Raw genomic sequence first — 14456 nt, 5'->3', positions numbered from 1 at the left:
GACGGTGGTGGATATCAGGCCGAAAAAATGAAGTAATGTGCCGAGAAGGGGCTCCGCGTTCGCTTGATTTGGTGGCCTTGCCTTATGTGCCTTCTGTTTGGACAGGTGGGGTTCATGGAGCGCTTACAAAAATCTCCGCGAACCATGCCAGTGAAATACCCATGACTGCAGCCCGATGATAAGCGTTTCCCGGTGCACGCTAAGGCGGGTAATCGTAGCGAGAGGTGACGGCAGTGCCCTCCCAGCACCCTCACAGTCTGTCATTGCGGTTGGCAGCCTGAGGGAAGCCCGGAATTGGCCTGTAAAAATGAAAAAAGCCCTATGGAAGTTATCCAGAGGGCTTTTTTTCAAGGCAGGCGCCGGAGCCAATAGCGGCCGTCAGCAGTACAGATATTTATGCCTGACTCATTCCCACTCTATTATCAATACTTCAAAAAAATACTTATATTTCAGACTATTAAAATAGACAGCAGAGTTTATGCCATGAAATATACCATTCCATCACGCTTATGGAGATTTGCGTGTTAGCTCGGCCGTCCCCTCCTCCGAGACAAACGCCTTGGCCACTTGCCTTAGTAGGATGGCCAGCTCTGCAGGGTCCCCATTACGGCGCACCTCAGTCAGTAACTCGACTGCATATTCGGGACAGAGCAAGAACTGCTCGGCCATCGCTTCGTCGTGGGATCGATCTTTCATCTGGCACCACCCTATCAGTTAAGCAGGCGACTCAAGATTAGATCGGTAGGCGCCTAGAGTTTTCTTACAAAAACTATAGGGCGGCTCTCGAGGGGAACCTCAACTCTGAACTTTGCTGCGCAAAGGCAGCCTGATTTTATCCCTAATCTCGGAGTAAACATTAGCCTTCAGCGTATCTGAGACCTCGAAAGTCACTATCAACGCATATGGAATGGGGGGTAAAGCCCCAGTTCCTTGCGTCCGACATTCTACTCTGATACGTAAAATATCATCGTCGCCAATTGGCACCGCATCCTCCCCTTCGTAAATCTCATGTATCACCGTACCACGGCGAGATGTATCTGAAGGTGGCTGATTCGCAGGTACTCGAGAAACCCCCACTGGAGATCCATTAGTATCTTCAGTTATAAAATCTAAAAGAGCATCCTTATAAAACTGCTCCGCGGGTTTTGTAGGACTAAGCCAAGACAAAGTAACAACTAGCCTCCTAACATCTTTCTTACCCGAAAGAGATTTAGGCAATGGAAAACTGAAAAGGCCTGCGCCCTCACTCCGCAACGCACCAACACCAAGCATGGTAACTCGATGTTCAGTGCATTCGAGAACTCGAGAAAGCTCTATTTTTCCATAGCCTAGAAAACGAGTAATGTTGGAGCGTCTATTTTTCCACAGTCTTCCACTTTTTGGCTCCAGAGCACCCTCTAGAAAAGACCCGGCACTACCCCAACTAGCGGAGTGCACAATTAAGCCCTTAACAATTGAAGGTAAAAAGGATCGAATACGCTCAAACTCCGGCGCCGAAAACTGAGACTTAAGCTCATCATGAATAATTACGGCAGCCCTTGTCGCTAGTGCGGCAGAGTTGCTTGTACCAATAGTACGTACAAGATCAGTGGTACTGGAAACACCGGCAACTTGTTGCCCAAAGTAGCGCCCAGCCTTTCCAGGAACCAACATAAGCCCGTCCGCAGTCGCGATATAGGAGTAAAGAGCCCTCCCTCCGCAATTCAGCACCTCAGGCTTAACAGCCTGTTTATAGCCCAATCCTAAACCAGATATTAGACTAGGAAATTTTTCACTAGAGTACGGCTCGATAAGATATGGACTTGGAGCGGCAGAACAGCCATCAGAGTGACTCGCACCTACTGTAAGGGCGTTAATAGCTTCTGCAGGTGAAAATATGCTCCTATGAGCCATTTTAGCTTGGACTGCTGTAACAAAAAGCAGATGGCGCTCATCATCCGTCAGCTTAGTCAATTGTATTGGCTGTTTGATAGTAGCTAGAGATAAGCCTTCGACTATATTCCCAGCACTAATTATAAACAGCAAATTATATTTCCACGCGAGGTAGTCTATCAACCGCCCCCAAGCGCTCATCTGCCCTGAAAACGGTCTATTGATATCACCCAATGATAGATTGATGACAAAAACATCGCCACCCAACTCTTTTGGTGCTTGTTTTAGACGTAAAACGGCCGAATATATCACATCCAATAAAAGTCGCGACTGAGGGGTTGTTTCGACTGAAGACTCCTGAGTTGCAGCGAGCAGATACTGCACGTACAGTTTACGCTGTAGAGCGGCTTCCTCCTTTGCAACGTCGCCATGTAAGATTAGTGATGCCATAGCGGTGCCATGATGTCGTGTGTGGACTGGAGATGTCCTTTCCAGATCTTCACCATCATCAATTACAAGACGCCCCTTTAAAAGCTCATGGTTTTGCACCAACACTCCATCAAACAATGCAGCAACAGGCGGATGCAACACAACTTTATCAGAGGACTCTACAACCTGCTCTATATCGTCAGGATCTGAGGATGAAACACTCATTGCCTGCGGGCGCAGATAGGCAATTTCATCAAGATTTAACAAATCTGACTCTAGATCCAGTAACTTTCTAGCTTCCGTTTTAGAAATGGAAACAAGGAGAGCATGATACCTAATTTCGGGAATATACGACGTATCCAGAACCTCTGTAGATTCAATATCAATTTTTTCCAACAGAGATTTTTTCGCGGCCTCATCACGGTTTTTATTACCATGGAATACGAGTTCCAACTCGAAATTAACTTTATCGCCATTCGACTCCCCTAAACCCGAAATGTACCTTGCTGCTTCGGGTGTAAGCCTATCCTGTGCCCCCCAGGCTCGAATATCCAACAAATGAGAAAACAGTTTTTTCCAATCCCCATAACCTCTAGGAAGCTCTTTGCCAGAGCTATAGATTGTCCAAAGCTTTAGTAACTCACCGATTGCTCGCTGATTGGGAACTGTTAGGTAAAGCCGTCCCTCCATTGCCTTATTTGGCTTCTTTTTATCAAAGATAATCATCATCGCTCGAATATGAGAAATCTGCTTCATCGACCCAAGTCAATCCTAGCTTTTCGGCGGCTTTTTTGAATTCTTGTTTCGATTGAGCCAGCTCAAATACAATTGCTTTTTCAGGATGCAAACCGTCTGTATCATCTGAAATAGTGCCGCTAGAAACAGGGTTTTGGGAAAAACGCCTCAGAGTTTCAAATTTCGGGCCCAGCCTAGCTAACTGACGATCGGAACTAGGTGTCGAGATGCTGAAAAATTTCTGACTGCCCTTCAGGCGAGCGTCTTGGCTTGGTGGATTTAGAATCAGCAGTGGAAGCTTTTCCATGATATCTACGATCATCCTTAGTCGAGTTACTAGGGCGGCACTGTGATAGACGCTGTTTGACAGCGACCTTTAAACTCAGCCGACCTTCAGAGAGAATCAACTTTCTTCGGATATCGAGCAACGTCTGCTCGATATCCGAAAAACTACTTCCATCTAGCGCATTAACAAAATCACTTTTAAAATCTTCAAAGCGTTCGCCAACTAAAACCTCAAATTTACCCAACCATTCTCCGATCTGCTCTGAATTTGGCGAAGCAAGATTGGCGTGAATTTGAAATCGGCGCCAGGCTGCCCTATCGATTATCTCTGGATGGTTGGTTGCAGCGATAAACACATTATATGATGGGAGATCATCTACCTGTAGAAGCAAGGTACTAACGATCCTTTTTATCTCTCCCGCATCATTCGCATCAGCTCGCTCTTTACCGATTGCATCGAACTCATCAAAAAAGACAACACATGGCCGCGTTCTAAAGAAATCAAAAGCAGCTTGAAGCCTTGCCGCAGTTTCACCTAGATAACTGCCAATAATCCTCTCGTATCGCATTACGAAAAAAGGAAGACCAAGCTCATAAGCGATAGCACCAGCCAAGCTAGTTTTACCATTGCCTGGGGGGCCGGTCAGTAAAATTTTGCTGCGCGGTTCCAAAGCAAATGATCGTAACAAATCAGCTCGCTGATGCTCCTCAATTAATTCCGCGCACGCAAGTTTTACTTCAGGTGCTAAATAAAGATCTGAAACACCTCGCGTGCTCACGACCTCAGAGTACAAGTCTTGAGCTGGTTCTTTTTGATAAGCATGACCATATGAAAACGCCTCAGCCTTAGGTACAGATTCTTCGGAATTACCCCACCTCGCGGACCTGAGGGTATCCGTTAATTTCTGCGCGTATATGTGGTGTTGCCTAGCACTCTCCTCGGATACTATAGCTTCGACCACACGCCGAACGGAGGCTTTATCGCCACTTAAGCCTGCTTGGGCGAGTTTTACAACAAGGTCACTTCTTGCCATATCAGTTATGCACGCAAATTGTTGGTGTTACGTTTGAAGGTGCGTATTTCGATATTTTCTTCACACCTTTCAATCCTGACTTCGTGACTGCGGATATACAGCAATCCCCCCCTGGCAGCTCCAGTCTAAAAGTGCCGTACTCGTTGGTAACAATCGCTATATCTTTAGCAGGTATTTCAGAACTCTCCACTACGACAAATGCACCCTTTACAGGGTGCCCCATATCATCTACCACACACCCGCAAACTATCTTCGATTTCATCGTCGCACCTTTATTGACGCGAACGCCACTCGGCGATTTTATCGGCCAAAAGCGAAGTGATTCTGACCCCCGAATTTGCGTTAAGCGACCTACCAGCACCATTACTATGAACACCAACAACTACCGGAGTATTAGAGCCATTGGGGTAAAGCCAAATTGGGGACCCGCTTTGCCCACCCTCTGTATCTACATCATAGTAAAGTTTATGATCAGTAACAGCGCAAATCCTATTGGAGTGATGCATCTGCTCTTCACCCACCACGCAAATCGGGTAACCCGATATGTTCACCATTTGTGCTGTTAGATGCGACTCTGGGTAAGATCCAAAAGAAAACCATCCAAGCCTGCTATCCAAATCCTCAGAGAGAATTATCGCACCAATATCGTAATTTTCATCGCCAGCAGCAGTCCATCTTTCCATCGAGCAGAAACTCTCGGAACGATATCGCCCGAACGGCTCTGATTCGCCATCACGCCCGGGAATAATATCAATACTTTTCATCCACCCATTATATACGTCATTAAACACACAGTGACCGGCAGTAATAATTAGCCGTGGCCCGGCGATCCAGCCTGTGCCAATACATGAGTCACCGTCCTTCGATGTTATTTCTAATGCACATATTTTACGCCATGGGTCAAAACTGGTGTCTAGCACACGTGAGCGTCGGTCATGACCTGGAACTAGCAGACTTTGTCCGAAGGCGGTTTTTGACACCAGAGCGGCATCCTGTCTACCACGGACAATCAATTTATCCGATGAGCAAACATGTTCTGAGATTAAGAGTTCGCCGACCTCACCTTCAGATACCTTCATCCTCTGGATAGCCGCAACTTCGAGTTTTGGAGAGTCACTGCAAATATCCCTATCGTAACGCGAACTCATTTCATCACCCATGATTTTCCAATTGCTAGCTTATGGACCAGAACCGTTAAATATCTGCCGAATCCACCTCGGCGCAGCGTTGTGGCCGTAGAACTCTTGGAGAGCTCCTAGGCACGTACGACCGGCACCCAAGCCTTCGCACGCACGCGCGCCATCGTAGCATTCCCGGACGCAATCTCACCGCTATGAAAAGCAAATGTCGAGAAATTTCGGTGCCTTTGGCACAGGCAGAGCTGGGAACCCCTCAGTAGTGACAGTTTAGGCCAGCCATGCCTATGGCTCCTCATGGCGGCTTCGTAGACATTGCTGTCGGGGCAGCCCACTTTTCATTTACTCCAGTAAAACCGATACCCGCAGGGTCGGTTGAAGAGCGCGCGACCGCAGACCCACCGCGACAGGCCAGCATCGATTGGATTGCTGCCTATGAGAATCGATGTATTCGGATGGCGTCATCTACCCCTTATGGTTCCTGTGATCGGTATCAATTTTACGCTCTTAGGCGCGGCAGCGACTGTTGGCCTCGCAGAGCAAGATACGTTGAGCCGAAGGCGAATAAGGGGAGGTGTTGGTAGGGTGCGGGCTTGCCCGTACCCGTACAACACACATCTTGCCGTCCAGCTAGGCGCAAACATATGCGTATCTATGCGAACAGCTCAGAAGGCGCGACCATAAGCATACTTACGCATGTCTACGCTAGATTACGCGTGGAAAATATACAGCTTTATGCGCATACTTGCGCAACCATGCTTAGGCGGACTATGCGATGACAAAAACACCAAAAAAAGGGCCTACAGGTGCAGGTCGGGTCGCATTTTTAGCGAGACTCGAGGAATTCCGTAGCCTGATCCAAGCGGGGTGGCCGGTCACGGTCGTGTACGAGAACCACGGCGGGGATAACACTGGTCTGAGCTACAGCCAGTTCGCCCGATATGTCGGAAAATACATCCGCACGCCGACCAAGCGCGGAGACCAGCGCCCAAAGGTTGCAGACGAGACACTACTTTCTACGACGCCACTGGTAGAACAAACTCAGTCTGCCGCGACAACGCAGCCAAGCACCATGTCAAAGGGTCAACCTGGGTTCAGGCATGATCCTAGCAGTGGCAACAATCGTGACGACCTGATCTAACTTTGGTGGATGTCCGAGAGTTTCAGCGACCTCGACTCTCTCAAGCGTACACGGCCATGGACGACGCAAAGATTTGCCCCTCCCCCTGCATGCGATGCCGACTGATTGAAAATCAAATTCCGTCGGCTCTTTGAGAGTTTTCTAGGAAACCTCATCGGCATTCGCCGCCAATCGGCGTCTTCCATGTCAACCTAATTAGCCAATCATTCCATCGATGCAACCGGCATATCGGGGCACGATCAAGCACGAATAATAGTGACTGATTGAGGTCGGCATATGTACCAAATAATCTCAAAGCCCATCAAAGACAGAACGCTGTCAGCTGATACTTCGCACAGAACGACCGCTTATGCGCTCGGGAAACTTATTCGCCAAATGGCCAACAGCGCCAAAATTCTCGGAGCCGTTTTTATAGGGATGGTATGCATCTCCCCTGCCCGTGCTTATGCAATCTATTGCTCGAATTGCTCGACGTTCTATCAGCAGATGTTCGGGTACGTCGAGCAGGTCAACACGGCATTGAATACCGCCGAGCAACTGCAAACGCAGATTCAGCAGTATCAAAACATGGTTTCGCAAGGCACGAGCTTGCCGAATTCGATGTTTGGCAGCATCGCGGCCGATCTGAAAAATGTGGCCAACATCTACAACCGCTCGCAAGCCCTAGGGCGACAAATCCAGGACATGGACTCGAAATTCAACACGGCCTTCCCAGGCTTCGAGTCTTACCTGAATCAAGCTGCGAACTTGGCACAAGCTCCGAACCGTGATCGCTATGAAAAGTGGTCCGTGCAGGGTCGTGACAACGTGAAAACGGCAATGAAAGCAGCGGATTTAAATACAGGAGCTTTCGAGTCTGAAGACGCTCAGCTCGCGCGCATGGTTTCACGTTCACAGTCAGCCGAGGGCCGGATGCAGGCGATTCAGGCAGGCAACGAAATCGCCTCACAAAATGTCCAGCAGTTGCAGAAGCTGCGCGATCTGCTGGCCACACAAATCAACATGCAGGGCAATTACATGGCTCAGCAGGTTGATCGAAAGGCTGCGGGCGAGGCAACGGAACAGCAGTTTGAAGCACGTGAAAACAAACGCGGTGGCGTGAAGGGGTACTGAGAATGACTATTTCGAAATGGCTCATCGCGTTGATCTGCTCCGGCTCAGCACTAACCGCTTTTATGGTCACCGTGGCAGTTCAAAGCAACAGCGAATGTACCTCGGTGACTGAGCACCGACGGCGACAGAGTGACGCTGATTCCTCGTTTGAAGCACGCCCGAATACTCGCGGCGGCGTTAAGGGGTACTAGCTATGGATACTCGCCTACTATTGTTCCTCGTCTTGGCGAGTTCATTCGTGAGCGGAGATGCTATGGCCGCGACCGACCTTTCCCATGCCGACACATCGGTGCAGGGCCTACTCGACCTCGTTTTGCAGCAGTCGCACCAGTGGTCAGGAAAGCTGTATGACTATGCGATCAGATTATTCTGGCTGTTGGCCTCCATTCAATTCATTTGGACGTTCATACCTCTGATCATGAAGCAAGCCGACTTAGGCGAGATTGTCGGCGAGCTGCTGCGCTTCGTCCTGGTGGTCGGCTTCTTCCTTGCTGTTATGAAGTACTCGGTGGAGTGGTCATCTGCCATTGTCGATAGTTTCCGCGATGCGGCTGCGTCTGCGAGCGGCCTCGGGCGTGCATTAGAACCCGGCGATATGCTGGCGGTTGCACTGGATTTTGGCCGCACTATGGTAAAGGGCATATCAGTGTTTTCTCCGGCCAAAGGACTTCTGATCGCAGTATGCGCAATCCTTGTATTGGCATGTTTCGCCTTCATCGCTGCATTCATGTTCGTAACGCTCGTAGAGTCTTACGTCATCATCAATGCTTCGGTGCTGTTCTTTGGCTTTGGCGGCTCACAATGGACGCGTGATTTTGCGATCGCCCCAATGCGCTTCACCGTCGCAATCGGAGCCAAGCTGTTCGTCTTAACGCTAATCGTCGGCCTGATCGTTCAGTCCGCCAAGCAGTGGTTGGCCGCCTACACCAATGACGAGGCGTCGTTGATGACGATGGTCGGTCTGGCCTTGGTGTGCTGCTATCTGACAAAGACTATTCCCGACCTGATCGGCGGCATGATTAGCGGCACGTCGATGGGTGGCGGGTCAGCCATCGGTGGTATGGCGGCCGCCGGTGCTGCCGGTGCAGCGGCGGCAATCGCAACCATCGCCACGGCCGGGGCGGCAGCTCCTGCTGCTGCCGGTGCAGCGGGTGCCGGAGGCATCAGCGGCGGCGGTCTGGCAGGGGCGATCAACTCCAGTTTTACCGGTGCAAGCTCCGCTGGTGCTACCTCGCCAGTAGGTGGAGCTACATCCCCCGGCGTAGGGTCTAGCACTGGCGGCGGCGCAGCGGCCAAGGCGGCGAGCTCCGCAGGTGCGAAGATTGGCGGTGGTGCAGCCACCCCATCGGCTACGTCCAGCGACAGCGTCCAGCAGACCGCTAAGCAGGCCGGGAAGGCCGCACAGAGCGGCGGTGACGATGATCAGAAAGCAACACCGAAAGGGGGAGCTGTTAGTTCCGGCAGCGCACTGTCCCGAGCGGCCAATGGTGGTGCAAAAGCGCTTGGCGTAATTGCCTCGCTGACGGTGCCGGGCATGGAGAATGCGCACTCAGCGTCGTTTGGCGCTGATCTTCTACTGCCAGCTCCCATTGACTCCAGTTCGCCCACGTCCGCAGAGCCAACTGGGGAAGCCGCAGGCATGGAATCCAACGTCATTCGACCGGATACGAACACCAGCTCGAATTCCGGCCGCCTCGACGTTTCGAGCATAACCTCAAGCAACGACCAACCGGAGAAATAATCATGAATAGCATTCTAATGTTCGCTGGATTCGTAGTGCTCGCCTCCACCTTAGCCATTGGCATGTGGGCGTTCGGCCGTTGGCTGCGGAGCAAAGGCCACGGGCCATTGCTAGATAGACTGGATCGACAATGCACCGCGTTGCAGCTTCGATTTAGCCCGCTGGCCCTTTCGGCTTCCTTTCACATGTTTTCTGGAGTGCAACATCTGAATCGCCTCCCTCTACTTGGTAGCAAGAGCAATGCCGCTCAAGCCCTGCAAATTCTGACGGCGATACGAGCGGCGCAGGAAGCCCAAAGGCTCGACTCCCCCGTCAACCGCTAACTCTACAATCCCCCGCCAGAGTGCGGGGGTGTTTGTTTTCCGGTGCCACCAAATCCAAGTAGTACGCACGGACTTGTCTCAGCTCGCCCCTTCAGACCTCCCGCACATAAGCGCAATCTCTTCCTGAGTTCAAAATTCGAGCCGCCGTATTACTTCGGAGCAGCACCCTACTGGCACTCCATCAGAACGACGATCCCAGACAGCCTTGATCCAACGCGCGGAAGGCTCCGCCATTAGTAATACGCACGGACTTTGAACACTTGGACCATCAGACTGGACGGGCCGCCGTCAAAGCGCGGGGGCTTCGCCATTAGTAATACGGACGGACTTGGTACACTGAATCTCCGACGTGTTTATGTACCTGGACACTGCCATAACTGATACACCCATTAGCTTAGCGATAGCCCGTACGCTCAACCCCTCGCGCCTTAGAGCCTGTGCCTGTGTTTGCTTGGCTTTAGCGGTATCAAGGTAGGTTTGTCGGTCTACTGAACCGGCAGCTCGCCTACGAAGCTCGTGGCGCCTCCTATCCCGTTCTGCAGCCTCGACCCGACTGACAATGGTCTTGAGCTGGTGTTGTTCGTCGGCAGTGATCCCGAACAGGTTGATAAGGGTGTCGTTCTTCGGCGTGTACAGCGGCGCGTAGTCCTTGCCGCCAAAGCTGACTTTCTCCCCGGCCTCGTAGGCTTTGGCCTTGCTGAACAGGGTCATAAGCTCTTTCGAGCGGCTATTCCACTGCGGATCAAGTTCGCGGGCCAGCGCGGCCGCTTCGTGGTACATCTGCTTGCTGTTGGTCGCCCCGGACAGCAGCAGGAAATTCAATCGCCAAAACAGGTGCTGCATACGGCTGCCTTCACCGACACCACCGCGCAGCTCGGCCAGCTTGCGCAGGTCTTCCAGCCGATCCCACGCGAGCTGTCGGCCGGAAAACCCGCGCAGATTGTCAGCTTTGCTGCCGGGCACCAAAAGGAAAGGCTTTCTCGTTGCGCGCTGTTCGGCCTGTTTCTGTTGCTCCTGCCGTTGCTGCTCGATAGTCCATCGGGCTGCCGGTAGCAGGGCCTCGGCCAGATACTCGAAGTTGTAGCGGATCGGTTGGCCATCGTGGCCGCTCTGGACATGAACCACGCGGCAGACTTCGCCGCTCTTGCTGTTGACCGTCTCGACGGTGCGCAGCACGCGGCTGGCATCCTTAGCCATCGGGTCGGCCCCGACGTGCGCGAGGCGATCCACAAGGTAGCGTTGGCAGGCGTTCCAGCGGGGCAGGGCCTGTCGTGGAATCGTGCCATCCAGTAGCCACTTGGCCTGTATGCCCCGGCCGCTGTAGATCAGCACCGACGGCGGCGGCAAGCCCTCTTCGGCGCAGAAGTATAGGACCGACGCAGCCAGTTGATCAGGCGTACGCCCAGTTAGCCCGGGCACGCGGTAGGTGTCGAGGTCGGTGAACAGCAGACCAAGCCGCAGAAGATTAACGACTCGCCGATTGGGTCGGATGAACTCTGCTTGGGACATCCACGTGTCACGTTTTTTGTCCAACAAACTGAGCACTTTTGGCATATCAGCCAAACGATGAGAGGACTGGCGCTTTTCACCTTGGGAGTCGACGAGCAACGAAAAAAAACCGGCTCTCGTCCTATCGTGGTACATCTGCGCTTCGTCCTCAGAGCTGAAAAGCGCAAGCTGTAAACTTGCGCTTTTCAGCTCTACAAGGTCGTTTGCAGTTTCTGAGTAAGGACGCGATGTCGACCTTGTCTCAGGCCTGAACCCCACCGCTCAGACTGCCATTCCTGGCCTAGGAGCGGGGCCGGACTCCCTGCATGTATCAATCCACTCCTCTACCTCGGCTAAATCCCACACGACCTTGCGGCTACTCACCGCAATTCGACGTGGAAATTTACCCTTCATTTCAAAGTTATAGATCGTGCGCTCACACAGCGGGATCATCGCCAGGAGTGTCTTTTTGTCGATTAGTTTTTTGCTCGATGAATGCATAGCTAGGCCCTATCAGTCACAGCGAATGTGTGCCTGATCGTGCCTTTAGGTGCCTATTGCTTCGACAGAATGATTGGCTAGAATGGTTGACATGAAAAAACAAATGACCATAGCTATTTGGGAGGGGTGTGATGCCTCCGTCGCAGAGGCCCTTCACCGATTCCTTGATCGCTGGGAGCCCTACTCCACAGCATCTAAACGCTATCCGATCGTTCGTCTGGTCGAAGAGCTTATCGACCCTGTCGTGGCGTCATATGCCGAAACGCTTCCATCGCGTTATCAGGGCCATATACCCGGGGCAGGAACGAATGTAGCGTTCAGCGCGATTATCCAGCTTGTTGGCATTGCCGCTATGGTCCGCCTACAGCGTCAGCTGCTACGAGCTTTTGTTCTCACTCACGACAAGCAGTCGGGGGATGATTGCTTCATTGCGACGCTTGAGACGTTGATAGAACTGGTGCTGGCATGTAAGCGCAAGCAGCCGTATACCAAGGATATGGACGGTTTGAACGGTCAACGCTTAAAGGGGTTTTGTAGATTCTGCGGCGCGCGAGCAGAGCTAGCATTGTTCGCAGAAGGTGAAGGTCAGCGTGACCTTGATGAACACCTACGCCTGAGCAACCTGTACTGCACCACCCACCGCCCAAAGACACCAGATGGACGCTGGAATCCGGCATACAGGCAAGCAATGAGATCGGTAGCGCAGTTCGACCTAGAGCTGGCCAGATTGAGCAGACAATGCGCGATACGAGCAGAGCCTAAGGCAAAGTCAGGTGACGAGCTCGTCGACGCTTATATCTTTCGATACATGCTTAGCCAAACCCTACACCTAGCGGACGAAGCGGAGCTAAGAAATCTCGCTCGACTAATGGTGGACATGAAGCTGACAGACCGAAGAAAGCAAATCCTCGTACTGCAAGAGTTCGGCTTCAACCAGTCAGAAATTGCTCGCAGATTGGAGATCGAGCGCCAAGCAGTATCCAAGGCTCTTCGCCATATTCCTGACTGCTTTCGATTTCCGACAGCATGAGTGCGTCAAGATGAGTAATTGCTCCCCACATCTACACACGTTTGTATTCGACGAGTGCAGTTACTTGCATAGATCTGACCAGTGTTCGCATGGCCAACGGGCGAAAGCAGCCATCGACGACCGGTCGCTAGGACCTCAGAGCCACCCCTCACGGAGGACAGCTAACCGCCAAAAGCAGGCTGTCAGCTACATGTTGTCTTTGAAAGCAGTGTATAAGTCTGATTGCAAGGCGATTGAAAAAAGACTGAGAAATTTATACTGATTTTCATGGCGACAACACAACATTTGGTAATTAGCATTCTTAACCTTAGAGGAGGCACTATTTTTATATGAGCGATTTTGAAACCAAGGATAAAACTACGGGTAGTCCAGCCCAGCCTGGAATATCGAACTTTTTTGATATTCCTACAGATACCTTGAGGAAAGAATTTTCACTGCAGGAACTTTCAGAAAAAATTAACTCCCTAGTCCTTCCAGACTCAGGATTTAAGGAAATTTCCTCATGGGAGGAGTTCGAGTCTATTCGAGGGATGCTTCGATTTCTTGCCAACTACAAAGAGCGAACAGAGAGCGAGTACTTTATTTCTCCCCAAGCGGAGCTAATCTACAACCTAGTTAACTTACAGGGTGAGGCTCAGCAAAAAGCTTTAGGCATCACCGTTGATCTGTATAAGTCAAACGCCAAGGCAAAAACTTGGCGGCGAAAATTGTCGTCGATTGTGCACCCTGACAAGTGTAAGCATTCAGGTGCCACGTCGGCTACAGAAGAGCTTAACCGATTGCATGAGGAGATGATTAAACATGGGCGATGAAGATAAGCAAATACGCCCACTTTTCAATAGTCGCCAAGGTATCGATTTCGACCTGAAGCAAAACTTGCCTGCCAATCTTAACCTCGGTGCCGCACGTCGCACATTTAATGCTTGGCAGTCAGGAACACTGACTGATTCAACGGGGCAGATTTGGTTAGATGAGCAGTGTCTAAGTGATATCTGGAGGACGGATCATGCAACTGCTGCATTTTTCGTAGGAGGCATAATACCTCGCGACAGAGCAAATTTTTCTGGTCGTCAGTGTGTGAGGTATTCAGCTGTGGTGTACAGACTTAACGAGATACTTCAAGGACCAATAACGAATAAGCGTCGCGAATACCTGCGCTTATCCGAAATCATCGGCCTGCACGCTCGGGACGCGAGTCAGGCCGAGGTGCTAAGACTGCAAAATTCAGAGTCTGTTAATGATGCCAAAAGGCGGTTGAAAGCGGATAGAATTCGAGCATACAACATTAAACTTGATGAACTTACTGGTCATACCTTGGAACTTAGCACTTGTGAATTTCACCATGTGCGACGACAGTCAGGACATTCCGATCTGATCGGTATGATTTGGAACGGACTGATAATAAATAAATCAACCCACAACGTCATCACCAGCAATAATATTTCTGACGAACATCAACTGTACACGCTCTGCATTTCAATGGCCTGGCTTACAGATTGGTACGAGCATTATAAAAGGGATGTGGCTGCGCACTATTTTGGAGGTGGACGGTACTGAGCGCTCACATCCTCGTATAAACTTGCGGAGACCTTTTCCAAGGAATACCTGAGCTTATTCCGAGCCCAGGG

General features: G+C 51.1%; 11 protein-coding genes. 6 read left to right on the top strand and 5 right to left on the bottom strand.

What is annotated here, in order from left to right; genetic code table 11:
- Nucleotides 1-795: 795 nt before the first annotated feature.
- The 3 genes from AACY42_RS24120 to AACY42_RS24110 form a co-directional block, all read right to left on the bottom strand.
- Entirely contained in the window at nucleotides 796-3057 is a 2262-nt protein-coding gene (locus AACY42_RS24120) for a S8 family peptidase (RefSeq protein ID WP_339482792.1), read from the bottom strand.
- 194 nt (nucleotides 3058-3251) lie between these two features.
- Nucleotides 3252-4355: an AAA family ATPase gene (locus AACY42_RS24115; protein ID WP_339482791.1), complete on the bottom strand. Its 1104-nt coding sequence runs from the start codon at nucleotides 4353-4355 to the stop codon at nucleotides 3252-3254.
- Between the two features lie 272 nt (nucleotides 4356-4627).
- Complete coding sequence (locus AACY42_RS24110; RefSeq protein ID WP_339482789.1) at nucleotides 4628-5515, bottom strand: trypsin-like serine peptidase; 888 nt, start codon at nucleotides 5513-5515, stop codon at nucleotides 4628-4630.
- 1492 nt (nucleotides 5516-7007) lie between these two features.
- Between AACY42_RS24110 and trbJ the strand changes: the two genes are divergently transcribed.
- The 3 genes from trbJ (at nucleotide 7008) to AACY42_RS24095 (ending at nucleotide 9809) form a co-directional block, all read left to right on the top strand.
- Complete coding sequence (trbJ, locus tag AACY42_RS24105) at nucleotides 7008-7745, top strand: P-type conjugative transfer protein TrbJ (RefSeq protein ID WP_445261760.1); 738 nt, start codon at nucleotides 7008-7010, stop codon at nucleotides 7743-7745.
- Nucleotides 7746-7938: 193 nt separating this feature from the next.
- Nucleotides 7939-9486, top strand: a complete 1548-nt coding sequence (gene trbL / locus AACY42_RS24100) for a P-type conjugative transfer protein TrbL (protein WP_339482788.1) — start codon at nucleotides 7939-7941, stop codon at nucleotides 9484-9486.
- A 2-nt stretch (nucleotides 9487-9488) separates the two neighbouring features.
- Nucleotides 9489-9809, top strand: coding sequence for a hypothetical protein (locus AACY42_RS24095; RefSeq protein ID WP_339482787.1), 321 nt, complete (start codon nucleotides 9489-9491; stop codon nucleotides 9807-9809).
- A 288-nt stretch (nucleotides 9810-10097) separates the two neighbouring features.
- Here AACY42_RS24095 and AACY42_RS24090 read toward each other — a convergent pair whose 3' ends face one another.
- Nucleotides 10098-11453, bottom strand: coding sequence for a replication protein (locus tag AACY42_RS24090; protein ID WP_064364347.1), 1356 nt, complete (start codon nucleotides 11451-11453; stop codon nucleotides 10098-10100).
- Between the two features lie 126 nt (nucleotides 11454-11579).
- On the bottom strand, nucleotides 11580-11798 hold the full coding sequence (locus AACY42_RS24085) for a helix-turn-helix transcriptional regulator (protein WP_082367901.1): 219 nt from the start codon (nucleotides 11796-11798) through the stop codon (nucleotides 11580-11582).
- 91 nt (nucleotides 11799-11889) lie between these two features.
- Here AACY42_RS24085 and AACY42_RS24080 point away from each other — a divergent pair, with 91 nt between their 5' ends.
- The 3 genes from AACY42_RS24080 (at nucleotide 11890) to AACY42_RS24070 (ending at nucleotide 14385) form a co-directional block, all read left to right on the top strand.
- Nucleotides 11890-12828 carry a LuxR family transcriptional regulator gene (locus AACY42_RS24080; RefSeq protein WP_339482783.1) on the top strand — a complete coding sequence of 313 codons (939 nt, stop codon included), beginning with the start codon at nucleotides 11890-11892 and terminating at the stop codon, nucleotides 12826-12828.
- Nucleotides 12829-13157: 329 nt separating this feature from the next.
- Nucleotides 13158-13640, top strand: coding sequence for a hypothetical protein (locus tag AACY42_RS24075; protein ID WP_064364345.1), 483 nt, complete (start codon nucleotides 13158-13160; stop codon nucleotides 13638-13640).
- Nucleotides 13630-14385, top strand: a complete 756-nt coding sequence (locus tag AACY42_RS24070) for a hypothetical protein (RefSeq protein WP_152972389.1) — start codon at nucleotides 13630-13632, stop codon at nucleotides 14383-14385. The genes AACY42_RS24075 and AACY42_RS24070 overlap by 11 nt, the downstream gene beginning before the upstream one ends.
- The last annotated feature ends 71 nt before the right edge of the window (nucleotides 14386-14456 follow it).

Source organism: Pseudomonas sp. RL_5y_Pfl2_73 (assembly GCF_963970515.1).
In the GTDB taxonomy this organism is placed as follows: Bacteria; Pseudomonadota; Gammaproteobacteria; order Pseudomonadales; family Pseudomonadaceae; genus Aquipseudomonas.
The sequence above is the reverse complement of the archived record's forward strand: the minus strand, read 5'-3'. Positions and strand labels throughout refer to the sequence as shown.

What these genes read in the sequence shown, in the direction of transcription:
- AACY42_RS24120 (WP_339482792.1), bottom strand. Translation starts at nt 3,057, where the DNA reads ATGAAGCAGATTTCTCATATTCGAGCGATGATGATTATCTTTGATAAA.
- AACY42_RS24115 (WP_339482791.1), bottom strand. Translation starts at nt 4,355, where the DNA reads ATGGCAAGAAGTGACCTTGTTGTAAAACTCGCCCAAGCAGGCTTAAGT.
- AACY42_RS24110 (WP_339482789.1), bottom strand. Translation starts at nt 5,515, where the DNA reads ATGGGTGATGAAATGAGTTCGCGTTACGATAGGGATATTTGCAGTGAC.
- trbJ (WP_445261760.1), top strand. Translation starts at nt 7,008, where the DNA reads ATGGCCAACAGCGCCAAAATTCTCGGAGCCGTTTTTATAGGGATGGTA.
- trbL (WP_339482788.1), top strand. Translation starts at nt 7,939, where the DNA reads ATGGATACTCGCCTACTATTGTTCCTCGTCTTGGCGAGTTCATTCGTG.
- AACY42_RS24095 (WP_339482787.1), top strand. Translation starts at nt 9,489, where the DNA reads ATGAATAGCATTCTAATGTTCGCTGGATTCGTAGTGCTCGCCTCCACC.
- AACY42_RS24090 (WP_064364347.1), bottom strand. Translation starts at nt 11,453, where the DNA reads ATGTACCACGATAGGACGAGAGCCGGTTTTTTTTCGTTGCTCGTCGAC.
- AACY42_RS24085 (WP_082367901.1), bottom strand. Translation starts at nt 11,798, where the DNA reads ATGCATTCATCGAGCAAAAAACTAATCGACAAAAAGACACTCCTGGCG.
- AACY42_RS24080 (WP_339482783.1), top strand. Translation starts at nt 11,890, where the DNA reads ATGAAAAAACAAATGACCATAGCTATTTGGGAGGGGTGTGATGCCTCC.
- AACY42_RS24075 (WP_064364345.1), top strand. Translation starts at nt 13,158, where the DNA reads ATGAGCGATTTTGAAACCAAGGATAAAACTACGGGTAGTCCAGCCCAG.
- AACY42_RS24070 (WP_152972389.1), top strand. Translation starts at nt 13,630, where the DNA reads ATGGGCGATGAAGATAAGCAAATACGCCCACTTTTCAATAGTCGCCAA.